This is a genomic window from Geodermatophilus sp. CPCC 205761 (genome assembly GCF_051383655.1).
GTDB lineage: Bacteria > Actinomycetota > Actinomycetes > Mycobacteriales > Geodermatophilaceae > Geodermatophilus.
The window spans coordinates 81,882-107,924 of sequence record NZ_JALPKQ010000009.1 but is presented as its reverse complement, the minus strand read 5'-3'; the positions used below and the strand labels follow the sequence as shown (position 1 = coordinate 107,924).

General features: G+C 73.8%; 24 protein-coding genes. 16 read left to right on the top strand and 8 right to left on the bottom strand.

The features are described 5' to 3' along the window. Entirely contained in the window at window positions 1-768 is a 768-nt protein-coding gene (locus MY526_RS07750; RefSeq protein WP_436703610.1) for an SDR family NAD(P)-dependent oxidoreductase, read from the top strand. A gap of 70 nt (window positions 769-838) precedes the next feature. Further along, complete coding sequence (locus MY526_RS07745; RefSeq protein ID WP_436703609.1) at window positions 839-1,609, top strand: crotonase/enoyl-CoA hydratase family protein; 771 nt, start codon at window positions 839-841, stop codon at window positions 1,607-1,609. A gap of 91 nt (window positions 1,610-1,700) precedes the next feature. Here MY526_RS07745 and MY526_RS07740 read toward each other — a convergent pair whose 3' ends face one another. Further along, window positions 1,701-2,459, bottom strand: a complete 759-nt coding sequence (locus MY526_RS07740; protein WP_436690830.1) for a FadR/GntR family transcriptional regulator — start codon at window positions 2,457-2,459, stop codon at window positions 1,701-1,703. Between the two features lie 89 nt (window positions 2,460-2,548). Here MY526_RS07740 and MY526_RS07735 point away from each other — a divergent pair, with 89 nt between their 5' ends. The 3 genes from MY526_RS07735 to MY526_RS07725 all read left to right on the top strand — a co-directional run bounded on the left by MY526_RS07735 (window position 2,549) and on the right by MY526_RS07725 (window position 5,235). Further along, a complete protein-coding gene (locus MY526_RS07735) occupies window positions 2,549-3,913 on the top strand; it encodes an amidase family protein (protein ID WP_436690828.1) in 1,365 nt (454 codons plus the stop codon). 330 nt (window positions 3,914-4,243) lie between these two features. Continuing rightward, window positions 4,244-4,798 (top strand): hypothetical protein, encoded by a 555-nt coding sequence (locus MY526_RS07730; RefSeq protein ID WP_436690827.1) that lies wholly within the window; start codon window positions 4,244-4,246, stop codon window positions 4,796-4,798. Between the two features lie 179 nt (window positions 4,799-4,977). Beyond that, the gene (locus MY526_RS07725; protein ID WP_436690825.1) at window positions 4,978-5,235 is read left to right on the top strand and encodes a hypothetical protein; all 258 of its coding nucleotides are present in this window, start codon (window positions 4,978-4,980) and stop codon (window positions 5,233-5,235) included. A gap of 4 nt (window positions 5,236-5,239) precedes the next feature. On the opposite strand, the gene MY526_RS07720 is transcribed toward MY526_RS07725, so the two are convergent. The 3 genes from MY526_RS07720 to MY526_RS07710 all read right to left on the bottom strand — a co-directional run bounded on the left by MY526_RS07720 (window position 5,240) and on the right by MY526_RS07710 (window position 7,750). Beyond that, the gene (locus MY526_RS07720; protein ID WP_436690823.1) at window positions 5,240-5,446 is read right to left on the bottom strand and encodes a hypothetical protein; all 207 of its coding nucleotides are present in this window, start codon (window positions 5,444-5,446) and stop codon (window positions 5,240-5,242) included. A gap of 118 nt (window positions 5,447-5,564) precedes the next feature. Continuing rightward, complete coding sequence (locus MY526_RS07715; RefSeq protein ID WP_436703608.1) at window positions 5,565-6,914, bottom strand: NAD(P)/FAD-dependent oxidoreductase; 1,350 nt, start codon at window positions 6,912-6,914, stop codon at window positions 5,565-5,567. A 98-nt stretch (window positions 6,915-7,012) separates the two neighbouring features. Then, a complete protein-coding gene (locus tag MY526_RS07710; protein WP_436690819.1) occupies window positions 7,013-7,750 on the bottom strand; it encodes a GntR family transcriptional regulator in 738 nt (245 codons plus the stop codon). Between the two features lie 211 nt (window positions 7,751-7,961). Between MY526_RS07710 and iolC the strand changes: the two genes are divergently transcribed. The 9 genes from iolC to MY526_RS07665 all read left to right on the top strand — a co-directional run bounded on the left by iolC (window position 7,962) and on the right by MY526_RS07665 (window position 18,426). Beyond that, window positions 7,962-8,924 carry a 5-dehydro-2-deoxygluconokinase gene (gene iolC / locus MY526_RS07705; RefSeq protein WP_436703607.1) on the top strand — a complete coding sequence of 321 codons (963 nt, stop codon included), beginning with the start codon at window positions 7,962-7,964 and terminating at the stop codon, window positions 8,922-8,924. Further along, window positions 8,917-9,840, top strand: coding sequence for a class I fructose-bisphosphate aldolase (locus MY526_RS07700; RefSeq protein ID WP_436703606.1), 924 nt, complete (start codon window positions 8,917-8,919; stop codon window positions 9,838-9,840). Before iolC ends, MY526_RS07700 begins: the two co-directional genes overlap by 8 nt. Before the next feature lie 68 nt (window positions 9,841-9,908). Next, the gene (gene iolB, locus MY526_RS07695) at window positions 9,909-10,820 is read left to right on the top strand and encodes a 5-deoxy-glucuronate isomerase (RefSeq protein ID WP_436703605.1); all 912 of its coding nucleotides are present in this window, start codon (window positions 9,909-9,911) and stop codon (window positions 10,818-10,820) included. Then, a complete protein-coding gene (iolD, locus tag MY526_RS07690; RefSeq protein WP_436703604.1) occupies window positions 10,817-12,766 on the top strand; it encodes a 3D-(3,5/4)-trihydroxycyclohexane-1,2-dione acylhydrolase (decyclizing) in 1,950 nt (649 codons plus the stop codon). The genes iolB and iolD overlap by 4 nt, the downstream gene beginning before the upstream one ends. A 32-nt stretch (window positions 12,767-12,798) precedes the next feature. Next, window positions 12,799-13,761, top strand: a complete 963-nt coding sequence (locus MY526_RS07685; RefSeq protein WP_436690809.1) for a sugar phosphate isomerase/epimerase family protein — start codon at window positions 12,799-12,801, stop codon at window positions 13,759-13,761. Then, complete coding sequence (locus MY526_RS07680; RefSeq protein ID WP_436690807.1) at window positions 13,758-14,846, top strand: Gfo/Idh/MocA family protein; 1,089 nt, start codon at window positions 13,758-13,760, stop codon at window positions 14,844-14,846. Before MY526_RS07685 ends, MY526_RS07680 begins: the two co-directional genes overlap by 4 nt. Further along, window positions 14,843-15,781, top strand: a complete 939-nt coding sequence (locus MY526_RS07675; protein ID WP_436690805.1) for a sugar phosphate isomerase/epimerase family protein — start codon at window positions 14,843-14,845, stop codon at window positions 15,779-15,781. Before MY526_RS07680 ends, MY526_RS07675 begins: the two co-directional genes overlap by 4 nt. Before the next feature lie 18 nt (window positions 15,782-15,799). Next, a complete protein-coding gene (locus MY526_RS07670; protein WP_436703603.1) occupies window positions 15,800-17,293 on the top strand; it encodes a CoA-acylating methylmalonate-semialdehyde dehydrogenase in 1,494 nt (497 codons plus the stop codon). A gap of 131 nt (window positions 17,294-17,424) precedes the next feature. Further along, window positions 17,425-18,426 carry a DUF3500 domain-containing protein gene (locus MY526_RS07665; protein WP_436703602.1) on the top strand — a complete coding sequence of 334 codons (1,002 nt, stop codon included), beginning with the start codon at window positions 17,425-17,427 and terminating at the stop codon, window positions 18,424-18,426. A 56-nt stretch (window positions 18,427-18,482) separates the two neighbouring features. Here MY526_RS07665 and MY526_RS07660 read toward each other — a convergent pair whose 3' ends face one another. Further along, complete coding sequence (locus tag MY526_RS07660) at window positions 18,483-19,268, bottom strand: TIM barrel protein (RefSeq protein ID WP_436690799.1); 786 nt, start codon at window positions 19,266-19,268, stop codon at window positions 18,483-18,485. Then, complete coding sequence (locus MY526_RS07655; RefSeq protein ID WP_436690797.1) at window positions 19,265-20,284, bottom strand: Gfo/Idh/MocA family oxidoreductase; 1,020 nt, start codon at window positions 20,282-20,284, stop codon at window positions 19,265-19,267. The genes MY526_RS07660 and MY526_RS07655 overlap by 4 nt, the downstream gene beginning before the upstream one ends. Window positions 20,285-20,396: 112 nt before the next feature. Between MY526_RS07655 and MY526_RS07650 the strand changes: the two genes are divergently transcribed. Then, entirely contained in the window at window positions 20,397-21,398 is a 1,002-nt protein-coding gene (locus tag MY526_RS07650) for a LacI family DNA-binding transcriptional regulator (RefSeq protein WP_436703601.1), read from the top strand. Window positions 21,399-21,414: 16 nt separating this feature from the next. Here the strand turns inward: MY526_RS07650 and MY526_RS07645 are convergent, their stop codons facing one another. Both MY526_RS07645 and MY526_RS07640 read right to left on the bottom strand, forming a co-directional pair. After that, entirely contained in the window at window positions 21,415-23,670 is a 2,256-nt protein-coding gene (locus MY526_RS07645; protein WP_436690793.1) for a cytochrome P450, read from the bottom strand. A 114-nt stretch (window positions 23,671-23,784) separates the two neighbouring features. Next, on the bottom strand, window positions 23,785-24,774 hold the full coding sequence (locus MY526_RS07640; RefSeq protein WP_436690791.1) for a LacI family DNA-binding transcriptional regulator: 990 nt from the start codon (window positions 24,772-24,774) through the stop codon (window positions 23,785-23,787). A gap of 247 nt (window positions 24,775-25,021) precedes the next feature. Between MY526_RS07640 and MY526_RS07635 the strand changes: the two genes are divergently transcribed. Then, window positions 25,022-25,999, top strand: a complete 978-nt coding sequence (locus MY526_RS07635; protein WP_436690789.1) for a substrate-binding domain-containing protein — start codon at window positions 25,022-25,024, stop codon at window positions 25,997-25,999. Window positions 26,000-26,043: the final 44 nt, after the last annotated feature.

Here is a 26,043-nt window from a genome sequence, read left to right as displayed (position 1 = left end):
ATGGACGTCACAGCAGGGTCCGCGGTCGTCACCGGCGGGGCCTCCGGCCTCGGGCTGGCCACCGCCCGCCGTCTGGTCGAGAAGGGGGTACCGACCGTCCTGGTCGACCTGCCCACCTCCGCCGGTGCCGACGTCGCCGCCGAGCTGGGCGGGAAGACCCGCTTCGTCGCCGCCGACGTCACCGAGCCCGACGCCGTGGCCGCCGCGGTGGCCGCCGCCGACGAGCTGGCCCCGCTGCGCACGCTCGTGCACTGCGCCGGCCGGGGCGGGGCGATGCGGGTGGTCGACAAGGAGGGCAACCCCGGCTCGCTGGAGTTCTACGAGTCGATCGTCCGGGTCAACCTGATCGGCACGTTCAACGTGCTCAGCCAGGCCGCGGCGCGGATGGCGGCGCACGACCCGGTGGACGGCGAGGAGCGCGGCGTCTGCGTGCTCACCGCGTCGGTCGCCGCCTGGGAGGGGCAGATCGGCCAGCTCCCCTACGCGTCGTCCAAGGCCGGCATCGTCGGGCTCACCCTGGTCGCCGCCCGGGACCTGTCCAGCCGGCAGATCCGGGTCGCCACGATCGCGCCCGGCACCTTCGACACCCCGATCCTGGCCCGGCTCCCCCAGAACGTCCGCGACTCCCTCGGCCAGATGACGCCGCACCCGCGGCGGCTGGGCCGACCCGACGAGTTCGCCCGGATGGCCCTGGCGATCATCGACAACCCGATGATCAACGGCGAGACGATCCGGCTGGACGGCGCGATCCGGATGCAGCCCAAGTGAGCGGGCATCGCAGCGAGCGCCGGCGAGCGAGGAGTGGAGCGACCGTGGCGCGGAGCGCCAGGGTGACGACGTGAGCGAGCAGCCGGAGGTCCTCGTCGAGCGGGACGGCGCCGTCCTCGTCGTCACCGTCAACCGGCCGCAGGCGAAGAACGCGATCAACAAGGCCGCCGCCGAGGGCATCGGCGCGGCGATGGACCAGCTCGACTCCGACGACAGCCTGTTCGTCGGGGTGGTGACCGGTGCCGGCGGCACGTTCAGCGCGGGGATGGACCTCAAGGCCTTCCTCGCCGGGGAGAAGCCGCACGTGCCCGGCCGCGGCTTCGCCGGGCTGGTCGAGCGGCCGCCGGCGAAGCCGCTGATCGCCGCCGTCGAGGGGTTCGCGCTGGCCGGCGGGTTCGAGATCGCGCTCGCCTGCGACCTGATCGTGGCCGGCGAGGGGGCGTCCTTCGGGCTGCCCGAGGTCCGGCGCGGCCTGCTCGCCGGTGGCGGGGGGCTGCTCCGGCTGCCGCGCAAGGCGGGGCTGCCGAAGGCGACCGAGTGGGCGCTGACCGGCGACCGGATCCCCGCGCAGGACGCCCACGCCGCGGGGGTGGTCAACCGGCTGGTGCCCACCGGCGAGGCGCTGCCGGCCGCGCTGGCGCTGGCGCGGCAGATCGCGGGCAACGGTCCGCTGGCCGTCCAGGGCACCAAGCGGATCCTCACCGAGGGCAGCGAGTGGCCCGCGGCCGAGGCCTTCGCCCGGCAGTGGGAGATCTACGCGCCGGTGCGCGCCTCCGAGGACGCCGAGGAGGGCGCCCGCGCGTTCACCGAGAAGCGGGAGCCGGTCTGGCGCGGTCGGTGAGTGGACTTTCCGCGCGGAAAGTCCGGACCGAGCCCGAACTTTCGGCGCGGAAAGTCGGGACCGAGCCCGGACTTTCCGCGCCGAAAGTCCGTCAGCGCCAGTTGATGACCTGGCGCATCAGGTCCGGGTGCCGCTCGTTCACCCAGTCCGCGTACTGCTGCATGTGCTCCCGCATCAGCCGCTCGGCCTGCTCGGCGTCACCCTCGGCGACGGCCGCGGCGATCGCGGTGTGCACCTCGAGCACGTGCTTGCGCTCCTCCTTGGGCGAGAGGGCGCCGCTGACCTGGTCGCGGAAGATGTCCTCGAGCGAGACGCAGAGCAGGTTGAGCACCGGGTTGCCCGACATGGAGGCGACGCCGCGGTGGAAGTCCTTGGTGGCGTCGAAGTAGGTGGCGTCGTCCTCGACGCGGGTGGTCTCCGGGTCGGCGAGCTGCCCGTCGAGTTCCTGCCCCCGGCGCTCCGCGGCCATCCGGGCCATCAGCGGCTCGAGCACCAGGCGGGCATCGATGAGCTGCTGGAACGTCATCCCGCCGAGGTGGAAGAACAGGGTCGACATGCGGCCGTAGTCACGCGTGCCGACCTCGATGACCATCGGACCGCCGTTGCGCCCCGGCTTCATCGTGATCAGACCGTGCACCTCGAGGATGCGCAGCGCCTCCCGCAGGGAACCCCGGCCCACGCCGTAGTCCTCGAGCATCTGCGCCTCGGACGACAACAGGGTGCCCGGCGCCAGCTTCCGGGAGACGATCTCGTGCACGATCTCCTGGGCCAGGGCCTCGGCGACCTTGGCGCCGCGCTTGATGGGCCGCGGAACCGACCCGTCTGCGCGGGAACGCATGCTCGCCGTCATGGCCCCAGGGTAGTGGCCGGTTCCGCTCCCGGCCGGAAAATCGCTGATATTGATGAGACTGGTACTCCGGCCCGACGAGAGGCGAGGACATGACGTTCCTGCAGGCCACGGGGATCACCCCGGTCCGGAAGCGCATCGACGGCTCGTCGCCCGGAGAGGTCGGAGCGGCCGCGCTCGAGCGGGCCCGGGCGATCGCCGAGCTCGGCGCGTTCACCAGCCTCGCCGACAGCCCGGCCGGCGGGGCGGGGCCGCTGGCCGGCGTCCCGCTCGCGGTGAAGGACAACCTCGACACCGCCGACCTCCCCACCAGCGGCGGGACCCCCGCGCTCCGGAACTCCCGGCCCGGCCGCGACCAGCACGCGGTCGGGCGGTTGCGCGCCGCCGGGGTCGCCGTCGTCGGCAAGACCAACCTGCACGAGCTGGCGCTGGGCATCACCAGCAACAACGCCGCCTTCGGGCCGGTCCGCAACCCGCACGACCCCGCCCGGTCGGCGGGCGGCTCCTCCGGCGGCTCGGCGGTCGCCGTCGCCACGGGGGTGGTCCCGATCGCCCTGGGCACCGACACCGGGGGCTCGGTGCGGGTGCCGGCCGCGCACTGCGGAGTGGTCGGCTGGCGCCCGACCGTCGGTCGCTGGGGCACCGGGCGCACGGTGCCGATCTCGAGCACCCGCGACACCGCCGGCGTGCTGGCCACCGGCGTCGCCGACGTCGCCGTCGTCGACGAACTGGTCACCGGGCAGGCGGCCGCCGGCAGCCATGACCGGGCCCTGCGGCTCGGCGTCCCCCGGATCGGGTTCTACGACGACCTGCACCCCGAGGTCGCCGCTGTCGCCCAGCGCTCGCTCGACCGGCTCGCCGACGCCGGCGTCGACCTGGTCGACGTCCGCGTGGCCGACGCCCACGAGCTGGACGCCGAGTGCGGCTTCCCGATCGTCTTCTTCGAGATCGCCCGCGAGCTGCCCGCCTACCTCGCCACCCTGCCCGGACCGGAGAACCGGCTGACCCTCGCCGACGTCCTGGCGCAGGTCGCCTCCCCCGACGTCCGTGCCGCGCTCGAGGTCGCCGCGGCGGGCGGGATCACCGAGGAGGTCTACCGGCAGCAGCTCGCCGTCCGCGACCGGCTGCGCGCCGCCTACGCCGACGCGCTGCGCGCCCCGGACGGCGGACGGCTGGACGCGCTGGTCTACCCGACGGTGCCGCTACCGGCGCCGCCGGTCGGGGACGACGAGACCACCGAGCTCAACGGCCGGCAGGTCCCCGTCTTCCTGACGACCATCCGCAACACCGGCCCGGGGTCGACCGCGGGCATGCCGTCGATCTCGCTGCCGGCCGGGGCCACCGCCGGCGGCCTGCCGATCGGCGTCTCCCTCGAGGCGCTGCCGGGGGACGACGCGGCGCTGCTGGCGACGGCCGGGCGCGTCGAGGCGGTCCTGGCCGGGGCACCCGGCCGTTGAGGCAGCCGCCCGGGACCGGCTCCTCCGACCCCGGGCAGGCGGCGGAACCACGGAGTTCCAGGAGGCCTTGATTCCGCCGGGCATCCCGAGGACCGTTGCTCCGGGCCGTCTCGCCGAGCCCATGGCGCGTCGACCTGGGCCCTCGTTCCCGGAACGGCCACCAGCGGGCCCCCGCCGCCCCCGCTGCTCGAACGTCGGCGGCCTCCGCGGTGTCCGGCCGGGCGATCGTCGGACCGGCGGTGCTGCACGGCCCGTCATCGGGTGCGGCACCGGTGCCGCGAGCGCGATCGCCTCCGAGGGGACATCCGCACTCACCCGAGGAGAAGCCTGATGCGACGTATCGCCGTGCTGTCCGCCGTCGTCCTGGCGGGCGGTCTGATCGGCACGAGCGCAGCCCTCGCCACCGCGGACGACCGGTCCGCGGATCCCGACGGTCGCTGGATCGCCGTGGAGGACGAGGTCGCGATCGTCCTGCCGAACGGGGACACCTTCACCGACGACGGGTCCATGGAGGAACCGGAGGGACTGCCTCCGGTCGGTGCCCGCGTGTTCATCAGCGAGGTGCTCTACGACACCGAGGACGGGACCACGCGCGGCGCCGAGGTCGGCCGCAGCCACATCGAGTGCACCGCCCAGGCACTCGTCGCGAACCTCCGGTGCGAGGCCGCGTTCGTCTTCACCGAGGGATCGCAGCTGCACGCGGCCGTGCTGGCCGACTTCGGCGCCGAGGAGAGCGCCGAGGCGTTCACGCTGGACGTCGCGGTGACCGGTGGGACGGGCACCTACGCCGGGGCGACCGGTGTGGTGACCCTGACCGACATCAGCACCTCCGCCGAGGAGACGGTGACGCGGTACGAGGCCGACCTCGACCTCCCGCGGCGGTAGCCCCTCGGCTCGTCGCCCGGCCCGGTCCCCGTCGAGGACCGGGCCGGGAGCGTCTGGCGGTCGGCCGCCGCATGGACCAGGGTCATGGACCTCGACCGGTTCGACCTCACCCGATCGGGAGGGTGCGGGTCGGTCCATCGTCGGCCGACCCGGGCCGGACCCGACCGGAGGTGGCAGTGGTGCGCCGTCCCGCGAACGACCTGCAGCGCGAGTTGCTGCGCATGCTCCTGCCGCGGAGCGCGCGCCGGGAGGAGCTCGTCAGCGAACGGGTGGCCCCGGCACTGGCCGAGGTGGGCGAGCGCCTGGCCGGCCGGCCGGCGGCAGAGGTCTTCGCCGCGCTGGAGGCCGTGGTGCGCAGCGCGGGCGCGGAACCCGACCAGGCGGCCCTGCGGGAGTTCGCCGCTCAGATCGAGGCGGGCGAGAACCCCTTCGCCTGACGCGTCAGCTGGCGCGGAACAGCTCCACGCGGGCCTGGCGGCTGAGGATCTCGGCGGTCTCGCTGTCGGCCGAGCCGCGGCCGGCGAGGAGGGCGGCGAGCTCGTCCCGGTCGGCGACGGTCGTGTAGTCGGCGAGCTCCTGCTCGAGGACGCGGCGGGCGCGGCGCTCGGAGCGGGTACGGCTGAAGGAGTCGAGGAGGCTGCGGGTCATGACTCCATGTTCGGACAATCTGCTTGGCAGATCTCGTCGTCAGCATGTGAGTGTCCCCACGACGGGGTAGCAGATGTGGCCAGCGCCACGGCCCGGCAACGGCCCCGCCCACCTCAGATCATGCCGAGGCCTCTCGCCGGCGCGGCATGATGTGCGCGGGCCGGCCCGAGGTCGTGCGATCGGCCGACCGGGCGGCCGAGTCGAAGGTGATCACCCGGTGGCCACGGTTCTCCGAGAGCCAGAGGGCGCGGATCCAGCTGAACAGGGTGGCCAGCCGGTTGCCCCAGCCGACCAGGTAGAGCACGTGCACGAAGGCCCACATCACGTATGCCGGGAAGCCGGTCACCGTCAGGCCGCGGACGTCGGCCACCGCCGACCGGTGCCCGATCGTCGCCATCGATCCCTTGTCGCGGTACCGGAACGGCCCCGGGACCGGCCGGCCGTCCAGCCTTGCGGCGATCACCCGGCCGACGTAGCGGCCCTCCTGCAGGGCCGGCTGGGCGACCGCGGGCACACCCTCCAGGGCGACCATGTCCCCGATCGCGAACACCTCCGGGTGCCCCGGCAGCGAGCAGTCCGGCAGGACGGGGAGCCGGCCGGCGCGGTCGGTGTCGACGCCGGCGCGCTCGGCGAGCAGTCGCGCCAGCGGTGAGGCTTGCACCCCGGCGGCCCAGATCCGCGTGCGGGCGCGGATCACCTCCCGGCCGGTGGGGCCCTCGACGGTGATCGAGTCGTGGTCCATGTCGACGGCCAGGGTCCGCACCCGCACCTCGACGCCCATCTGCTCCAGCCGCCGCTGGGTGTACGCCTGCAGCCGCGGCGCGAACGGCGGCAGCACCGCTCCCGCGCCCTCGAGCAGGAGGATCCGCGCCTCGTGCGTGTCCACCGACCGGAAGTCGCGGGGCAGCACGGTGTGCGCCAGCTCCGCCACCTGCCCGACCAGCTCCACGCCGGTCGGGCCGGCGCCGATGACGACGAAGGTCAGCCACTCCGCCCGCTCGGCGGGGTCGGTGGTGAGCTCGGCCATCTCGAACTTCGACAGGATGGCGTCGCGCAGGTACCGGGCATCCTCGACGGTCTTCATCCCGGGCGCGAACTCCGCGAAGGCGTCCTTGCCGAAGTAGGAGTGGGACGCTCCGGCGGCCACGACGAGCGTGTCGTAGGGCAGCTGCACGTCCTCCCCGTCCGGCGCGACGGCGTGCACGAGGCGCTGGTCCAGGTCGACGTCCCCCACCTCGGCGAGGACCACGCGGGCGTTGCGCTGACGCCGGACCACCCGGCGCAGCGCCGGCGCGATCTGCCCGGGCGGCAGGATGCCGGCCGCGACCTGGTACAGCAGCGGCTGGAACAGGTGGTGGTTGGTGCGGTCCACGATGGTGACGTCGACGTCGGCGCGGGCCAGTGCACGGGTGACGTTCAGACCGCCGAACCCACCACCGACGACGACGACGCGGTGCCGTGCGGGCATGGCTCTCCTCCGGAGGACGTGGGGGGCGCGGGACGTGACCTCCGCCACACCACTATGTCAGGACAATTCGCCCCGTGTCGAGAGACCACACGGGCGGGTCACCGGCCGACGAGCGTCGTCTCGAAGTCGTACCGGGAGGCGCGGTAGACGTGCCGGCCGTGCTCGATCGCCACGCCCTGGTCGTCGAACGCCGTGCGCTGCATGGTGAGCAGCGCCGACCGCGGCGGCTCGTCCAGCAGCCGGGCCTCCTCCGCGCGCGCCAGCCGCGCGCCGATGCGCTGGTGGGCGACCCGCAGGTGCACTCCCTGGGCGCGCAGGTACTGGTAGAGCCCGCGGGAGGTGAGGTCCTCGATCGTCGGGTCGAACCGGCCGGGCAGGTGGTTGGTCAGCAGCGCCAGCGGCTCGCCACGGGAGCGGCGCAGCCGGCGCACCACGACGACGTCGTCACCCTCGGCGATGTCGAGCTCCTCGGCGATGTCCGCCGTCGCGGGCACCCGGTCCAGCGACAGGACCTCGGTGGTCGGTGCCTCGCCGGCGCGGGACAGGTCGTCGTACAGGCTCGTCAGCTCCACCGACCGGCGCACGTGCGGCTGGATCACCTGCGTGCCGACCCCGCGCTTGCGGACCAGCAGCCCCTTGTCGACCAGCTCCTGCACCGCGCGCCGAACCGTCGGGCGGGACAGCCCGTAGCGCTGGGCCAGGAGGATCTCGTTCTCGAGCCGGGAGCCGGCCGGCAGCTCCCCACCGGCGATGGCGCCCTCGATCGCCTGCGCCAGCTGGAAGTACAGCGGCGTCGGGCTGGAGCGGTCGATGTCGAAGGTGAGCACGGGTGCCACGGGTCCCTCCTCGGATGGGGCACCCGGGATCGAACCGGCAGCCCGTGCACCCATGGTCGCACCTCGACCTCGGTCCGTCCTCACCTCAACGGGGCATCGCGACGTGACCACGTCCTGTTGGCGTTATGTCCTGACAAAGTATTGACAGCCGAGTGTGTCCCGGAGCACAGTCCCAGGGACACCGGCCGACGACGCAGGGGGATGGAGAGCTGTGGGAGACGCCCTCGACATGGTGGTGATGGGCCGCAGCGGGGTGGACGTCTACCCCCTGCAGGTCGGCGTCGGGCTGGAGGACGTCGAGACGTTCGGCAAGTTCCTCGGGGGCAGCGCCGCCAACGTCGCGGTCGCGGCGGCCCGCCTCGGCAACGCCACCGCCCTGGTCACCGGCGTCGGCGACGACCCCTTCGGGCGGTTCGTGCGGCGCGCGCTGCGCGACCTCGGGGTGGACGACCGGTTCGTCGTCGTCGACCGGGAGCACCCGACGCCGGTCACCTTCTGCGAGATCTTCCCGCCCGACGACTTCCCGCTGTACTTCTACCGCCGGCCGGCTGCCCCCGACCTCCAGCTGCGGCCGGAGCACGTCGACCCGGCCGCCGTCCGGGACGCCGGCCTGTTCTGGGCGACGGTGACCGGGCTGTCCGAGGAGCCGAGCCGGTCGGCGCACCACACCGCCTGGCAGGCGCGCGGACGCCGCCGGCACACCGTGCTGGACCTGGACTACCGGCCGGTGTTCTGGGCGTCCCGGGAGGAGGCGTCGGAGCAGGTCCGGGCCGCGCTCCCGCACGTCACGGTCGCCGTCGGCAACCGCGAGGAGTGCGAGGTCGCGACCGGGGAGACCGATCCCGACCGGGCCGCGGACGCGCTGCTGGACGCCGGGGTGGAGCTGGCGATCGTCAAGCAGGGGCCGAAGGGGGTTCTCGGCAAGACGCGCAGCGAGCGGGTCGTCGTCCCGCCCACGCCGGTGGAGGTCGTCAACGGCCTCGGCGCCGGGGACGCCTTCGGCGGGTCCCTCGCCTCCGGGCTGCTCGGCGGGCTGCCGCTGGAGCAGATCCTGCGCAACGCCAACGCCGCCGGCGCGATCGTCGCGTCGCGGCTGGAGTGCTCCACCGCGATGCCGACCGCCGCCGAGGTCGAGGCACACGTCGCCGCCACCCTGGAGGACACCCGTGTCTGACACCGTCCTGTCCCCCGCCGACGTGCTCGCGCCGTCGCCGGCGTGCCGGACCTACGCCGAGGTCACCGAACTGCGCAGCCGCGAGCCGGAGGCCATCGGGCGCGCGCTGGCCGCCCGGCGCCGGCGGAAGGCGTTCCTCCCGGAGGACGGGCGGCTGATGCTCGTCGCCGCCGACCACCCCGCCCGGGGCGCGCTCGCGGCCCAGGGCCGGGCCACGGCGATGTACAGCCGCACCGAGATGCTCGACCGGCTGCGCACCGCGCTGGCCCGACCGGGCGTCGACGGGCTGCTGGCCACGGCCGACGTCGCCGAGGACCTGCTGCTCCTGGGCGCCCTCGAGGACAAGGTCGTCGTCGCCTCGATGAACCGGGGCGGGCTGGCCGGCGCCACCTTCGAGCTCGACGACCGCATGACCGGCTACGACGTGGCCGGCGTCGTCGAGGCGCGCTTCGACGCGGCGAAGATGCTCAACCGCATCGACCTCGACGACCCGGGGACCGTGACCATGCTGGAGACCGCCGGCCGGGTGGTCAGCGAGCTGGCCCGGGCCGGGATCGTGGCGATGCTCGAGCCGTTCATGTCGCGCCGGGTGGAGGGCCGGGTCACCAACGACCTCAGCCCGGAGGCCGTCATCAAGTCGGTGCACATCGCCCAGGGCCTGGGCGCCACCTCCGCCTACACCTGGCTGAAGCTGCCGGTGGTGGCGGAGATGGAGCGGGTCATGGACGCCACCACGCTGCCCACCCTGCTGCTGGGCGGGGACCCCTCGCGCCGGCCGGAGGAGACCTACGCCAGCTGGCGGAGCGCCCTCGCCCTCCCGGCCGTGCGCGGCCTCGTCGTCGGCCGGACCCTGCTCTACCCGCCGGACGACGACGTGACCGCCGCCGTGGACACCGCGGTCGCCCTCGTCCACTAGAAGGACCCTCCTGCCCCCACCGGGACCCTGCAGGAGGGCCGCTCCGGAACGTCACCACGGAGGAGCCGATGACCGCGACCACGCACTCGCTGCACCTGCCCGCCGGCACCGCCGCCGCCGGTCCGTACGCGCTCGAGGTGACCCCCGAGTCGGCCCGCTGGGGGCACTCCGGCCTCCGGGTGCTGGAGCTGCCCGCCGGCGGCAGCGCGACCCTCGACACCGGCCCCGACGAGGTCGTCGTCGTCCCGCTGGAGGGCGGACTGACCGTCGAGTGCGACGGGGAGGTGCTCCCCCTCACCGGCCGCAGCGGCGTCTTCGCCGGGCCGACCGACTTCGCCTACCTGCCCCTCGGGGTCACCGCGACCCTGGCCAGCCGGGGCGGCGGGCGGTTCGCCCTCTGCAGCGCCCGCGCCCGCCGCCGGCTCCCGGTCCGGTACGGCCCGGCCGCCGACGTCCCGGTCGAGCTGCGCGGCGCCGGCCGGTGCAGCCGCCAGGTCAACAACTTCGCCACCGCGGGCGTCTTCGAGGCCGACTCGATCATCGCCTGCGAGGTCATCACCCCCGGCGGCAACTGGTCCTCGTACCCGCCGCACAAGCACGACGAGACGTCGGACGTGGAGAGCGAGCTCGAGGAGATCTACTACTTCGAGGTCGCCGCCGGGCCACAGGGCCAGCCGGGCCTGGCCTACCACCGCGTGTACGGCACCGCCGAGCGGCCGATCGACGTCCTCGCCGAGGTCCGGGACCGCGACGTCGTCCTGGTCCCCCACGGCTGGCACGGACCGTCGATCGCCGCGCCCGGCCACGACCTCTACTACCTCAACGTCATGGCCGGACCCGGTCCCGAGCGGGCCTGGCGGATCGTCGACGACCCCGCGCACACCTGGATCCGCGACACCTGGGCCGGCGAGGACGTCGACCCGCGCCTGCCCCTGCACTCCCCCGCCGGCACCGAGAAGAACGGAGCCCCCCGACCGTGAGCGAGTACCCGCCGCCGGCACGCGCCGAGACCGTGCGCCTGACCGTCGCCCAGGCCGTCGTCCGCTTCCTGGCGCAGCAGCACACCGAGCGCGACGGACAGCGGCAGCGGCTGTTCGCCGGCTGCTTCGGCATCTTCGGCCACGGCAACGTGGCGGGCCTGGGCCAGGCGTTGCTGCAGGCCGAGCTCGACGAGCCCGGCGCGCTCCCCTACGTGCTGGGCCGCAACGAGCAGGCGGTCGCGCACACCGCCGTGGCCTACGCCCGGGCCAAGGACCGGCTGCAGACCTGGGCGATCTCCACCAGCGTCGGTCCCGGCTCGACGAACCTGCTCACCGGTGCCGCGCTGGCGACCATCAACCGGCTGCCGGTGCTGCTGCTCCCCGCCGACACCTTCGCCACGCGCTCGGCCGGGCCGCTGTTGCAGGAGCTCGAGCGTCCCGACAGCGGCGACGTGACCGTCAACGACGCCTTCCGCCCGGTGTCGCGCTACTTCGACCGCATCTGGCGGGCCGAGCAGTTGCCCGGCGCGCTGCTCGGTGCGATGCGGGTGCTCACCGACCCCGCCGAGACCGGCGCGGTGACCCTCTGCTTCCCGCAGGACGTGCAGGCCGAGGCGTTCGACTGGCCGGTCGAGCTGTTCGCCGAGCGCACCTGGCACGTGGGGCGGCCCCTGCCCGAGCGCGCCGCCCTGCAGCGCGCGGTCGAGGTGATCCGCTCCGCCCGCCGGCCGCTGGTCGTCGCCGGCGGCGGGGTCATCTACTCGCAGGCCACCGAGGCGCTGGACGCGTTCGTCAGCGCCACCGGCATCCCGGTCGGCCAGACCCAGGCCGGCAAGGGGTCACTCCCCTACGACCACCCGCAGTCCGTCGGCGCGATCGGGTCGACCGGGACCACCGCGGCCAACGCCCTGGCCCGCGAGGCCGACGTCGTCATCGGGATCGGCACCCGCTACCAGGACTTCACCACCGCCTCGCACACCGCCTTCAACGACCCCGGCGTGCGGTTCGTCAACGTCAACGTCGCGGCGATGGACGCCGCCAAGCACGCCGGCGTCACCCTGCATGCCGACGCCCGGGAGGCGATCACCGCCCTCGCCGACGCGCTGGCCGGCTGGTCGGTCGACGACGCGTACCGGGCCCGCAGCGCGGAGCTGGCCACCGAGTGGGAGGCCACCGTCGAGGCCGCCTACCACCCGGAGACCCCCAGCGCGGGCGAGGGCGGCCGGCTGACCCAGAACGAGGTCATCGGCGTCGTCAACGAGGTCTCCGCACCGCGCGACGTCGTCGTCTGCGCCGCCGGGTCCATGCCCGGAGACCTGCACAAGATGTGGCGGGTCCGCGACCGCAAGGGCTACCACGTGGAGTACGGCTACTCCTGCATGGGCTACGAGATCCCCGGCGGCATCGGCATCCGGATGGCCAGCCCCGACCGCGACGTCTTCGTGATGGTCGGCGACGGCTCCTACCTGATGATGCCGACCGAGCTGGTCACCGCCGTCCAGGAAGGCGTGAAGATCATCGTCGTCCTGGTGCAGAACCACGGCTTCGCCTCGATCGGCGCGCTGTCGGAGTCGCTCGGGTCCCAGCGCTTCGGTACCCGTTACCGGTACCGGTCGGCGTCCGGCCGGCTCGACGGCGACGTGCTCCCGGTCGACCTCGCCGCCAACGCCGCCAGCCTGGGCGTGGACGTCCTGGTCGCCCAGGACGGCCCGAGCCTCGAGGCGGCGCTGCGCAAGGCCAAGGCCGGCGACCGGGCGACCGTCGTGCACGTCGAGACCGACCCGCTCGTGGACGCGCCGTCGAGCGCGTCGTGGTGGGACGTCCCGGTCAGCGAGGTGTCCACGCTGCAGAGCACCCAGGACGCGCGCGCCACCTACGAGCGGTGGAAGACCGTCCAGCGGCCCGCGTACCTCACGCCGTCCGAGACCGACACCCCCCGGCCATGACCCACCCGCCCGTTCCCCGAGGAGACGACGACATGACCGCGCAGCAGCGCCGCGCCCGCATCCGGGTGGGGTCCGCCCCCGACTCCTGGGGCGTCTGGTTCCCGGACGACCCGGAGCAGGTGCCCTGGCAGCAGTTCCTCGACGAGGTGAGCGCCTGCGGCTACGAGTGGATCGAGCTGGGTCCCTACGGATACCTGCCCACCGACCCCGCGCAGCTGGCCGACGAGCTCGGCTCCCGGGGCCTGCGGGTGTCCGCCGGCACCGTCTTCGAGCACCTGCACCGGCCGGACTCGTGGGACGCGGTCTGGAGCCAGGTCAAGGACGTCGCCGCGCTCACCAAGGCGATGGGCGGCACGCACGTCGTCGTCATCCCCGACACCTTCCGCGACCAGAAGACCGGCGCGGACGTCGAGTCCCGGCACCTCACCCCCGAGGCGTGGACGGCGAAGACGACCGGCGTGACGCAGCTCGGCAAGGCGGTGCAGGAGGAGTACGGCCTGTCCATCGCCTTCCACCCGCACGCGGAGACCCACGTGGGCTACCAGGCCGACATCGAGCGCTTCCTCGCCGACACCGACCCCGGGTTCGTGCCGCTGTGCCTCGACACCGGTCACGTCAGCTACTACCGCGGCGACAACCTCGACCTCATCCGCCGCTATCCGGAGCGGATCGGCTACCTGCACCTCAAGCAGGTCGACCCGGCCGTCATCGACCGCGTCCTGGCCGACGACATCGTCTGGCCGGAAGCGGTGCGGATGGGCGCGATGACCGAGCCGCCCAACGGCGTCCCGGCCTACCCGCCGCTGTTCGAGGCGATCGAGGAGCTCGGCCTCGACGTGTTCGCGATCGTCGAGCACGACCTCTACCCCTGCGCGCCGGACGTGCCCCTCCCCATCGCCCAGCGCACCCACCGCTACATCGGCAGCTGCGGGTTCCCCGCACTGGAGATCGGCTCCCCCAGGACCCGCTCGACCGTCGAGGAGACCCGGGCATGACCACCACCGAGACCGCCGCCGGCGTGCTGCCGGCCATGGCAGAGGTCCCCGCCGCCGAGCTGCGCGTGGCCGTGCTGGGCGTCGGCCTGATGGGCGCCGACCACGTCGCCCGCCTCTACAGCCGGATCTCCGGCGCGCAGGTGACCGTGGTCAGCGACGCGTTCCAGGAGAAGGCCGACGAGGTCGCCGCGTCCGTGCCCGGCTGCCGCGTGGTCGCCGACCCGCTGGCCGCGATCGCCGACCCCCAGGTCGACGCCGTCCTGATCGCGACGCCGGGGCAGTTCCACGAGGAGCAGGTGCTCGCCTGCATCGAGCACGGCAAGCCGGTGCTGTGCGAGAAGCCGCTGACCATGGACGCCGAGAGCTCGCTGGCCGTCGTCCGGGCCGAGGACGAGTACGCACAGCGGACCGGCCGGCGACTGGTCCAGGTCGGCTTCATGCGCCGCTTCGACCCGGAGTACGCGCAGCTGCGCACGCTGATCGAGTCAGGCGAGATCGGCGAGCCGCTGGTCGTGCACTGCGCGCACCGCAACGCCAGCGTCCACCCGCGCTTCACCACCGAGATGATGATCACCGACTCGGTGGTGCACGAGGTCGACGTCACCCGATTCCTCCTCGACGAGGAGATCGTCGCGGTGACCGTGCTGCAGCCTCGGGCCACCCGGCACGCGCGGGAGGGGTTGTCCGACCCGCTGCTCGTGCTCTTCGAGACCGCCGGCGGCCGGATGGTGGACGTCGAGTGCTTCGTCAGCACCGGCGTGGGCTACGAGGTGCGCACCGAGGTCGTCGCCGAGGACGGCAGCGCGATGATCGGCCTGGACGTCGGCCTGGTCCGGCACACCGGCGGCGCCGGCGGCGCGGCCCGCGGCACGGCCATCGCCCCCGACTTCCGGCAGCGCTTCGGCCGGGCCTACGACATCGAGCTGCAGCGCTGGGTGGACGCCGCCCGCCGCGGCACCATCGACGGCCCCGGCGTGTGGGACGGCTACGCGGCCTCGGCCGTGTGCGCCGCCGGCGTCGCGGCGCTGCGCTCCGGGCAGCGCACCGAGGTGGAGCTGGCGCCGCGGGGGGGCACGCAGCCATGAGAGTCGCCCTGGACCCGCAGATGCTGCGGACGACGCCCCTGCTGGAGCTGCCCGACGTCGTCGCCTCGATGGGCTACGAGTGGATGGAGCTCTCGCCGCGCGAGGACTTCATCCCGTTCTTCAAGCACCCGCGGGTCGACCTGGCCACGGTGCGGGCGTTCCGGTCGAGGCTGGCCTCGGCCGGCGTCGGCGTCACCTCGCTGCTGCCGGTCATGCGCTGGTCGGGCCCGGGAGAGGTCGAGCGGCAGGCCGCCGTCCGCTACTGGCGCCGGGCCATCGAGATCTGCCTCGAGCTCGGCGTGGACACGATGAACTCGGAGTTCAACGGTCGCCCGGAGGCACCGGAGCTCGCCGAGGCCATGTTCTGGCGGTCGATGGAGGAGCTCCTGCCGGTCTTCGAGCGGGAGGGCGTGAAGCTCGCCCTCGAGCCGCACCCGGACGACTTCATCGAGCTCGGGCACCCGGCCGTCGACATGGTCCGCGGCATCGACAGCCCCAACGTCTCCTTCCTGTACTGCCTGCCGCACACGTTCCACCAGGGCGACGACGCGGCCGGGATCATCGCCCACGCCGGCGACGCGCTCACCCACGTCCACGTCGCCGACTCGATGGACCACACCGCCTCCGACGGGCTGCGCTACATCACCAACCCGCCGGGCAACACCGTCCGCGTCCACCAGCACACGGAGCTCGGCCGCGGCGACGTCGACGCCGACGAGGCGTTCGCCGCCCTGGCGGGGATCGGCTTCGACGGCGTCCTCACCACCTGCGTGTTCGGGTGGGACGACGAGGCCCGCGAGTCCGGGATCCGCATGCTCGACGCCATCCGCGGGCTGGTCGCCAAGCACTTCCCCGGCGACACCCAGCGCGACGCCGTCGCCTCCGGGCGGCCGAACTTCCCCCAGACCCCGCTCCCCGACGACACCGCCCCCTAGAAGATCTGAGAGGCAGTCATGCCCACCTCCATCCCCCACTGGATCGACGGTGCCCGCCGCGAGGGCGCCAGCGGCCGCACCGGCCCTGTCACCGACCCCGCCACCGGTGAGCAGACCGGCGCGGTCGCGCTCGCCTCCCCCGAGGAGGTCGACGCCGCCGTCGCCGCGGCCACCGCCGCCTTCCCCGGCTGGCGGGACACCTCGCTGACCAAGCGGACGGCGGTGCTGTTCCGGTTCCGCGAGCTGCTCAACGCCCGCAAGCCCGAGCTGGCCGCGATCATCACCGCCGAGCACGGCAAGGTCCTCGACGACGCCCTCGGCGAGGTCTCGCGCGGCCAGGAGGTCGTCGAGTACGCCTGCGGCGTGCCGTCGCTGGTCCGCGGCGGCTTCACCGAGAACGCCTCGACCAACGTCGACGTGCACTCCGTGCGCCAGCCGCTGGGCCCGGTGGCGGTGATCAGCCCGTTCAACTTCCCGGCGATGGTGCCGATGTGGTTCTTCCCCATCGCGATCGCCACCGGCAACACCGTCGTCCTCAAGCCCAGCGAGAAGGACCCGTCGGCCGCGCTGTGGATGGCCGAGCTGTGGAAGGAGGCCGGGCTGCCCGACGGCGTCTTCAACGTGCTGCAGGGTGACAAGGTCGCCGTCGACGGCCTGCTCGAGCACCCCGACATCAAGGGCGTGTCCTTCGTGGGCTCGACGCCGATCGCCCGCTACGTCTACGAGACCGGGACGCGCAGCGGCAAGCGGGTGCAGGCGCTCGGCGGCGCGAAGAACCACATGATCGTGCTGCCCGACGCCGACCTGGACCTCGCCGCCGACGCCGCGGTCAACTCCGGCTTCGGCTCGGCCGGCGAGCGGTGCATGGCGATCAGCGCGATCGTCGCCGTCGGCGGGGTCGGCGACGACCTGGTGGCCCGCATCGCCGAGCGCACGGTCACCCTGCGCACCGGCGACGGGCGCAAGGGCTGCGACATGGGTCCGCTGGTCACCCGCGAGCACCGCGACAAGGTGCGCTCCTACGTCGACGCCGGCGAGGAGGAGGGCGCCAAGCTCGTCGTCGACGGCCGGGAGGTGCAGCCCGACGGCGGTGAGGACGGCTTCTGGCTGGGCCCCACCCTGCTCGACCACGTGCAGCCGCACATGAGCGTCTACACCGACGAGATCTTCGGACCGGTGCTGTCGGTCCTGCGGGTGGACAGCTACGAGCACGCCCTCGAGCTGGTCAACTCCAACCAGTACGGCAACGGCACCGCCATCTTCACCAACGACGGCGGCGCCGCCCGGCGCTTCCAGCACGAGGTGGAGGTCGGGATGATCGGCATCAACGTGCCGATCCCGGTGCCGATGGCCTACTACTCCTTCGGCGGGTGGAAGAACAGCCTCTTCGGCGACTCCCACGCGCACGGCGCCGAGGGCGTGCACTTCTTCACCCGGGGCAAGGTCATCACCAGCCGCTGGCTGGACCCGAGCCACGGCGGCCTGAACCTCGGCTTCCCGCAGAACGCCTGAACAAGGCCGCGAGACCGGCCGGCGCCGGCGAGACATGTCTCCGCCGGCGCCGGTCGCCCCGCTAGCGTTCGGGTCGCCATCGGGAGAGAGGGAGACCGCTGAACCCCGATCCTGGATCGCCGGACGCGGTCGTGGCCGCTGAGATGGCGGCGGCGGCGACGGCCTGGCTGGCCTCGCTCGACCCGGAGCAACGCCGGCTGGCGCAGCGACCCGGGCCGGCGGACGGGCCGGAGGCCGAGGCCGACCGGCTGCGCTTCGACTACGTCCCCACCGACCACGGTGGTCTGCCGCTGGGCCTCCAACGGCCGGCCCAGCAGTCCCTTGCGCTGGGACTGGTCGCCTCGGGGCTCTCGACCGCCGGCTACGTGACCGTGTGCGGCGTCATCGGCCTGGAGAACGTGCTCGACAACACCGAGGGCCTGCGGTCCTCAGCGGGCCGGGAGCGCTTCCGTGACCCGGGCCTCTACTACCTGCGGGTGTTCGGCGAGCCGGGCGGACCGGGCCCGTGGGCCTGGCGGTTCGGCGGCCACCACGTGTCCCTCAACAACCTCGTCGTCGACGGCCGGCTCCGTGCGATGACGCCCTGCTTCATCGGGACCAACCCGGCCGCGGCTCCGCTGCTCGGCGCCGGGACCCTGCGGCTGCTCGGCGCGACCGAGGACCTCGCGCGGGACCTGGTGCGGTCGCTGTCTCCCGGCCTGCGGGCCCGGGCGGTGCTGGCCGACACGGCCCCCGGGGACATCGTCAGCGGCAGCCGCCCGCGGCTCCCCGCGGCCGACGTGCTTCAGGACGACAGGCAGCTGCCGCTGACGGCGCATCCGCTGGGACTCCCGGGGCGGGAGCTGGACGACGGCCAGCGCCGACTCCTGGAGGCGCTGCTGGCGGCGTACCAGGGCCGGGTGCCGGACGGCCTGGTCCGGCCGGTGGACCTCGACACCGTGCACCTGGCGTGGGCCGGCTCCACCGAGCCCGGCCTGCCGCACTACTACCGGCTGCAGGACCCGCGCCTGCTCGTCGAGTGGGACAACACCCAGGACGGGGCCAACCACGCGCACTCGGTGTGGCGGGACCCGGAGGCCGACTTCGGCCTGGACGCCCTCGCCGACCACCGGGTACGGCACCACGGCGGTTGACCGGGTGGCGCCGGAGTGCTCTCCCGGCGCCACCCGGCCGACGGCCCGGGGGGGGGTCAGCGAGCGGGCGGAAAGGCGGCGCGGAACCGGTCGAGGGCCACGGCCGGGTCGCCGGACGCCCAGCCCTCCAGGGCGACGACCCCGGTGTAGCCGAGCCGGTCGAGGGCGGCGGCGATCGCCGGGTGGTGGATCTCCCCCGTGCCCGGCTCGCAGCGGCCGGGGACGTCGGCCACCTGGATCTCGCCCACCAGCGGCAGCGCCCGCTCCACGAGCTCGACGAGGTTCCCCTCGCCGATCTGCGCGTGGTAGAGGTCGAGGTTGAGCCGCAGGTGCGGGCTGCCCACGGCCTCCACCAGCGCGATCGTGTCGGCGGCGCGGGCGAAGGGCGTGCCGGGGTGGTCGACGGCGGTGTTGAGGTTCTCCAGCGTGAAGACCCGCCCGGCCCGCTCTCCCAGCGCGGCCAGCCGCTCCAGCGTGCGCGCGGCGGTCAGCCACATCGCCGGGGTCACGACCTCGCTCGCCACCACCGGCAGCCCCCGGCCGTCCAGGCCCGTCCCGTGCACGTTGAGCCGCGGGCAGTCCAGCCGCTCGGCGACGGCCAGCGACTGCTCGGCGGTCTTCAGGAGCTCCTCGGCGCCGTCGGGGTCGGCGAGCGTGCCGGTGACGTACCCGGTCATCGAGGAGAAGGTCGCGCCGGTGGCGATCAGCTCGTCGACGTCCTTGACCGTCCAGTCCCAGATCTCGACCTCGAAGCCGGCGTCCGCGATGCGCCGCACGCGCTCGGCGAACGGCAGGTCGAGGAAGAGCATCTCGGCCGAGGCCGCCAAGCGGTACGCCGTCACTTCTCCACCTCGGCGAGGCGCACCGGGCGGGCGGCGCGCACCGACTCCGCCGCGGCCAGCGCGATGGCCAGCGCCGCGCGGGCGTCCTCGCCGGTCACGGGGGCCGGGGACCCCGTGCGGACGGCGTCCACGAACGCGGCCAGCTCGCCGGTGTAGCCCTCGGGGAAGAGCTCCTGGTCGCTGCGCACGGTCTCGGCATGCCGGCCTGCGGAGCCCGAGAACACCATCCCGGTCCGGCGGCCGTCGCCCATGGTGGCCATGCCGCCGGAGCCCAGCACCTCGCCGCGGACGTCGTAGCCGTAGGCGGCCTCGAAGCACGCCTCGGCGACCGCCATGGCGCCGTTGTCGAAGCGGATCTGGACGACGGCGGTGTCCATCAGCCCGCGGTCCCGCCACTCCGGCTCGACCAGCGCGTCGGCGGTGGCGTACACCTCGACGGCCTCCGCGCCGGGGTTGAGGAAGCGCAGCGTGTCGAAGTCGTGGATGAGCGTCTCGAGGAAGATCGTGTCCGGCAGGACGCGGGAGGGGTCGAAGCCGCCCGGGTCGCGGGTCAGCGAGCGCAGCTGGCGCGGGGTGCCGAGCGTGCCGGCGTCGAGCAGCGCGCGGGCGGCCCGCCAGTCCGCGGCGAACCGGCGGTTGAACCCGACCTGGAGGACGACGCCCGCGGCGCGGGCGGCGTCGATCGCCCGGTCGGCGTCCGGCAGCGTGACGGCCATCGGCTTCTCGCAGAACACGTGCTTACCCGCGCCCGCGGCGGTCACCACCAGGTCGGCGTGCGACCGCGCCGGTGCGGCGATGACGACCGCGTCGACCTCGGGGTCCGCCCAGAGCTGCGCGAGGTCGGTGTACGCCCGGCCGGCGCCCAGCTGCCCGGTCAGCCGTTCAGCCGCTCCGGGAGCCGGGTCCGCGACGGCGACCAGCCGCGCCTGCGGCAGGCGCAGCGCCACCGTCTGCGCGTGGAAGGCGCCCATCCGCCCCGACCCGATCAGGGCCACACCCACCGTCTCGCTCGCCATCCCGACTCCCCTTCTAGAACGTTCTAGGCCGCTCTCAGCGTGACGCCCGCCACGCTCCCCGTCAAGGGGACGGGCCTAGAACGTTCTAGGGGATCGGCGCTACGCTGACCGCGTGACACCCGGAGGCCCCGACCGGAGGCCGACGCTCGCCGACGTCGCGGCCCGCGCCGGCGTCTCCACCGCGCTGGTCTCGATCGTCATGCGGGGCGTGCCCGGTGCCAGCGCCGCAACCCGCGAGCGGGTCCGGCGCGCGGCCGACGAGATCGGCTACTCGCCCGACGCCCGCGCCCGCCTGCTCCGCAGTTCCCGCAGCCGCCTCGTGGGCGTCGTGTTCGGGGTGCAGCACGCCTTCCACGGCGACCTGCTGACCGGGCTGTACGACGCGGCCGAGAAGGCCGGGTACGAGCTGGCGCTCAGCGCCGTCACACCGGGACGGGACGAGCGCCGGGCGGTGGACAGCCTGCTCCGCGACCGCTGCGAGGCACTGGTGCTGCTCGGCCCCCAGTCCCCCACGGCCACGCTCGCCGACCTGGCGGCCCGCCTGCCGGTGGTGGTCGTCGCCCGCTCCGTCCGGTCCACCGCGGTCGACGTCGTCCGGACCGCCGACGACGAGGGGCTGCACCTGGCGGTCGACCACCTGGTGGAGCTCGGCCACCGCGAGGTCGTGCACGTCGACGGCGGCCGGGCGCCGGGGGCCGCCGAACGGCGCCGGGGATACCACGAGGCGGTGCGCCGGCACGGCCTCGCGGCTCGCGTCGTGCCCGGCGGGCTCACCGAGGACGACGGCGCCGCCGCGGCCCGGGAGCTCCTCGGCGGACCGCTGCCCGGCGCCGTGACGGTGTTCAACGACCGCTGCGCGCTGGGGCTGCTCGACGTCCTCCGCCGCGCCGGCCGCGCCGTTCCCGGGGACGTGAGCGTCGTCGGCTACGACGACAGCCGGATCGCCCGGCTCTCCTCGGTCGACCTCACCTCCGTCGCCCAGGACGTCGAGCAGCTGAGCACCCTCGCCGTGCAGCGCGCCATCGGCCGGCTGGACGGGGCGGCCGTCGAGCAGCGTGAGCTCGTGGTCCCACCGCGGCTCGTCGTCCGGAGCACCACCGCCCCGCCCCGCTGAGGGAGGGCGGGGCCGCCTACAGGTCGAGGACCAGCCGCGGCGTCGTCGAGCGGGAGACGCAGATCATCATGCAGTCGTTGGCTCCCCGCTCCTCGCTGCTGAGCACCGAGTCGCGGTGGTCGGGCACACCCTCGAGGACGCCGGTCTCGCACGTGCCGCAGGTGCCCTCGGCGCACGAGGAGAGGACGCCCACGCCGGCCGCCTCCACGACCTCGAGGATGGAGCGCTCCGGGGGCACGGGCAGGGTGAGCTCACTCTGCGCGAGGACGACCTCGAAGGTGTCCGACCGCACCGGCTCGGTCAGCGGCTTGGCGGCGAACCGCTCGACGTGCAGCGCCCCCGCGGGCCACGCGGCACAGCGTGCCTCGACCGCCGCCAGCAACGGCTCCGGGCCGCAGCAGTACACCCTCGTGTCGGGACGCGGCTCGCCCAGCAGCCCGTCGAGGTCGAGCATCCCGACCTCGTCCTGCGGGTGGACGGTCACCCGGTCGCCGTGGCGCGCCAGCTCGTCGAGGAAGGCCATGGAGGCCCGGCGCCGGCCGCCGTAGGCCAGCTCCCAGTCGGCACCGGCGGCCTCCGCGGCCCGGATCATCGGCAGGATCGGCGTGATCCCGATGCCGCCGGCGATGAACAGGTACCGGGGCGAGTCGACCAGCGGGAAGTTGTTGCGGGGGCCGCGCACCCGGACGGTGTCGCCCTCCTGCAGGCGGTCGTGCACGAACAGGGAGCTTCCGCGGCCGTCCGGGTCGCGCAGGATCCCGAGGCGGTACGCGGAGTGGTCGGCGGGGTCGCCGCACAGCGAGTACTGCCGGGTGGGTGCCCCGTCGAGGACGAGGTCGACGTGCGCCCCGGGCTCCCAGCGCGGCAACGGGGCGCCGCCGACCTCCCGCAGCGTCAGGGTGACGACCCCGTCGGCGGCCGGGCGCTTGGCGACCACCCGGGCCTCGGCCTCGAACTCGGAGGTGGCGAGGGTGACGCTGGTCGTCCGGTGGTGCACCTCCTCGACGTGCGGACGACGTCCGGCGGCGGCCCGGGACGACCCGAAGGTCACCGGCAGGTTCTTCCAGACGTACATGTTCGGCGAGCTCGGGTAGAAGCCGGGCGGACCGGCGAGCTCGTAGTCGCCCAGGACCGGGAGCGCCTCCTCCAGCGCGATCCGCGCCTCCAGGCGGGCCAGCGGCGCACCCAGGCAGCCGTGCACACCCTCGCCGAAGCCCAGGTGGCGACCGCGGGGCCGGGTGACGTCGAACCGGTCGGGGTCGGGGAACTGGCGCTCGTCGCGGTTGGCCGCGCCGGGGATGAGGACGACGCGGCCGCCGGCCGGGATGGTGACCCCGTGCAGGGTGACCTCGCGCGACGTCGTCCGGGCGGTGAGCTGCAGCGGGGTGATGAGGCGCATCGCCTCCTCGATCGCATTCGGGATGAGCGACGGGTCCTTCCGGAGCAGCTCCCGCTGGTCGGGGTTCTCGGCGAGCAGCTTGAACAGCGTGCCGGTGAGCCCCGCGGTCGACTCCACGCCGCCCAGGAAGAGGATCATCATGAGGCCGCTGACCTCGGAGTCCGGCGTGACCCGGTCCTCCACGAACGGCACGCCGTCGATGTCGGCCTGCACGAACTTCGTGACGACGTCGTCGCGCGCGGACCGGCGGCGGTCGTCGAGCAGGTCGATGAAGTACTGCTGGACACCGGCGGTGGCCGCCCGCGCGACCGGGGTGAGGTGCGGCGTGCCGGGCACCCGGTCCTTCAGCTCGTGCGTCCAGTGCTCCAGCTGGTCGCGCCGCGCCCGCTCCACGGGGTCCTTCTCGTGCCGGCTCGGCAGGCCCATCAGGTGGAAGAACACGTCGAAGGGCATCGGCCAGGCGAGCTCCTGGGCCAGGTCCACCGCGCCGCGGTCCCGCCAGGAGGCGACCAGCTCGCGCACCACCGCGCGGATGCCGTCCTCGAGCCCGGCGATCCGGCGCGGCAGGAAGTACGGCTGCACCACCGAGCGCACCTGGTCGTGCCGGGGGTTGTCCATGCTGCCGATGGACCCCGGCGGCACCTGCTCCAGGCGGCTGTCGTCGATGTCCATGCCCTCGTAGCTGAGGAACGTCTCCGCGTCGAGCGCGGCGGCGCGCACGTCCTCGAAGCGGGTCAGGGCGTACCACCCCCACCGCTCGCTCCAGTACACGGGCGCCTCGTCCCGCATGCGCCGGTACACCGCGAACGGGTCGGACGTGTAGAAGTCGGGGGCGAACGGGTTGTAGTCGATGGCGGTGGCAGTGCTGGCCATGGCGGTCTCCGCGGGCGCGTGGGCGGCGAGGGGGGGCGTCGATCGACGCGTCGCGCGTTTAAAGCGCTTCAAGACCCAGCGTGACCGGTGACCGGCGTCACTGTCAACGGTTTGTCAGGACGAAGTCGGCCGATGCCGGCCCACCGCGCCGGTGGAGCTGCGGATGACCAGTCGGGGCGAGAGGACCAGGTCCCGCTCGGCGATCGGGTCCGCTGCGAGTCGCGCCGCGCAGCGGTCGACAGCCAGCCGGGCCATCTCCGCGGCGTCCTGCCGGACGGTCGTGAGGTCCAGGTGCGGCAGGCGGGACAGCGAACTGTCGTCCCACCCCACGATCGAGACGGCCCCGGGCACCGGGACGCCAGCCTGGAACAGCGTCTGGTGCAGGCCGGTCGCGACGTCGTCGTTGTAGGCGATCACCGCGCTCGGCAGCGACTCCTGCGCGAGCAGGGACCGCGCGGCCGTGACGCCGTCCTCCTGGTTGATGCCACCGCCGACGACGCGCACGTACCGGTCGAGGCCGTGCCGACGCATGGCGGCGCGGTAGGCGCGGCGCCGACTGGTCGACACCGAGCCCGGCCCGCCGTCGACGTGCAGGATGCGCTGGTGCCCCAGCTGGGTCAGGTGGTCGACCGCCAGGAGCATCCCCTCCGCGTCGGAGGTCCGGATCACGTCCACGGACGGGTCGTCCACCCCCCACCCGATCACGACGACGGGCAGCCGACCGGCGAGCACGGGGGCGCCGATCTCCGACGCGACCAGGACGACCGCCTCGCACCGGAAGTCGAGCAGGGTCTCCACGGCCCGGCGCTCGTCCCGACTCGGGGTCAGGGCGCTGAGGATGAGCTCGTAGCCGGCCGCGCCCGCGGCCACGTAGAGCCCGTCCAGCAGCTCGAGGTGGAAGCGGCCGGACATGCCGAAGACCACGCCGAGCAGTCGCGACTGCCCGCTCGCGAGGAGTCGCGCCCGCGCGTCGGGTCGATAGCCGATGTTCGCAGCCGCCTCCTGCACCCGTCGGCGCGTCTCGTCGCTGGCACCGGCCACGCCCCGCATCACGATGGAGACCAGGGCACGGGACACGCCGGCGTGCGCGGCGACGTCCTCCAAGGTGGGCCGTCTCCCCGCTCGCCTGTCGCTGCCGTCGCTCACGCCAACTCCCCACTGTCAGGATGTAAGAACAAACTCTTGACCCAGCCGTGTGCCTGCCGTCACACTTCCACACGCTAGAGCGCTCTAGCACAGGCTTGGTCCCGTGGCCGTCTTGCCGCCGTCCATCGGGCGAGGAGCGCAGCGAGACGCCATCCACCACGGCCGGGACCGCTCGACGAACCCCCGGCGCTACGAGAGGACAACGATGTTCGGTTCCCGGAAACAGCGTGCGGCCGCGGGCATCGCGACCGCCTTCGTGCTGACCACCGCCGCGTGCAGCAGCAGCGGCGGCGCGCAGGAGCAGGGCGCCACCGCCGACACGCCACGGATCACCATCGCGATGATCAGTCACGCACCCGAGGGTGACGCCTTCTTCGACGTCATCATCAAGGGGGCGGAGGAGGCGGCCGCGAAGGACAACGTGGAGTTCCAGTACTCCAGCTCCGGTTCGGTCCCCGAGCAGTCCACGCTGATCCAGAACGCGATCGACAGCGAGGTCGACGGCATCGCGGTGAGCATGCCCGATCCCGCCGCGTTGTCGCCGGTCGTCCAGAAGGCGGTGGACGCGGGCATCCCCGTCGTCGTCTTCAACGCCGGTGACCGGGACTGGCAGGCGACGGGGGCGCTCGCCTTCTACGGCGAGCCCGAGGTCCTCGCCGGCGAGTTCGCCGGGACCGAGCTGAACGAGCGCGGTGCGACCCACGCCCTGTGCGTGCTCCAGGCCCAGGGACAGATCCAGCTGGAGGACCGCTGCGCGGGCCTCGACGCGACGTTCAACGGGACCGTCGAGAAGCTCTACGCACAGGGCACCGATCTCCCGCAGTACGTCTCCACGGTCTCGGCCAAGCTGCAGCAGGACCCCACCATCGACGCCGTCGTCACGCTCGGCCCCCAGCTCGGCGTCGCGGTGTCCCAGAACGTCCAGGAGACGGGCAGCGACGTCGACGTGGTGACCTACGCCTTCAACAGCGACCTGATCCCGCTGCTCGAGGACGGCAGCGTCGCCTTCACCATCGACCAGCAGCCGTACCTCCAGGGTTACCTCTCGGTCGACACGCTGTGGCTGTACCACCGGAACCAGAGCGTCATCGGCGCTCAGCAGCCGGTGCCGACGGGGCCGGTCGTCATCGACCAGTCGAACATCGGCGAGATCGCCGAGGACATCGAGTCCGGACTGCGCTGACCCCCGGTGGCCTGTGGGCGCTCCCCCGGGGCGCCCACAGGCCG

What these genes read in the sequence shown, in the direction of transcription:
- MY526_RS07750 (WP_436703610.1), top strand. Translation starts at nt 1, where the DNA reads ATGGACGTCACAGCAGGGTCCGCGGTCGTCACCGGCGGGGCCTCCGGC.
- MY526_RS07740 (WP_436690830.1), bottom strand. Translation starts at nt 2,459, where the DNA reads ATGACGGCGAGCATGCGTTCCCGCGCAGACGGGTCGGTTCCGCGGCCC.
- MY526_RS07735 (WP_436690828.1), top strand. Translation starts at nt 2,549, where the DNA reads ATGACGTTCCTGCAGGCCACGGGGATCACCCCGGTCCGGAAGCGCATC.
- MY526_RS07730 (WP_436690827.1), top strand. Translation starts at nt 4,244, where the DNA reads ATGCGACGTATCGCCGTGCTGTCCGCCGTCGTCCTGGCGGGCGGTCTG.
- MY526_RS07720 (WP_436690823.1), bottom strand. Translation starts at nt 5,446, where the DNA reads ATGACCCGCAGCCTCCTCGACTCCTTCAGCCGTACCCGCTCCGAGCGC.
- MY526_RS07715 (WP_436703608.1), bottom strand. Translation starts at nt 6,914, where the DNA reads ATGCCCGCACGGCACCGCGTCGTCGTCGTCGGTGGTGGGTTCGGCGGT.
- iolB (WP_436703605.1), top strand. Translation starts at nt 9,909, where the DNA reads ATGACCGCGACCACGCACTCGCTGCACCTGCCCGCCGGCACCGCCGCC.
- MY526_RS07685 (WP_436690809.1), top strand. Translation starts at nt 12,799, where the DNA reads ATGACCGCGCAGCAGCGCCGCGCCCGCATCCGGGTGGGGTCCGCCCCC.
- MY526_RS07680 (WP_436690807.1), top strand. Translation starts at nt 13,758, where the DNA reads ATGACCACCACCGAGACCGCCGCCGGCGTGCTGCCGGCCATGGCAGAG.
- MY526_RS07675 (WP_436690805.1), top strand. Translation starts at nt 14,843, where the DNA reads ATGAGAGTCGCCCTGGACCCGCAGATGCTGCGGACGACGCCCCTGCTG.
- MY526_RS07670 (WP_436703603.1), top strand. Translation starts at nt 15,800, where the DNA reads ATGCCCACCTCCATCCCCCACTGGATCGACGGTGCCCGCCGCGAGGGC.
- MY526_RS07655 (WP_436690797.1), bottom strand. Translation starts at nt 20,284, where the DNA reads ATGGCGAGCGAGACGGTGGGTGTGGCCCTGATCGGGTCGGGGCGGATG.
- MY526_RS07645 (WP_436690793.1), bottom strand. Translation starts at nt 23,670, where the DNA reads ATGGCCAGCACTGCCACCGCCATCGACTACAACCCGTTCGCCCCCGAC.
- MY526_RS07635 (WP_436690789.1), top strand. Translation starts at nt 25,022, where the DNA reads ATGTTCGGTTCCCGGAAACAGCGTGCGGCCGCGGGCATCGCGACCGCC.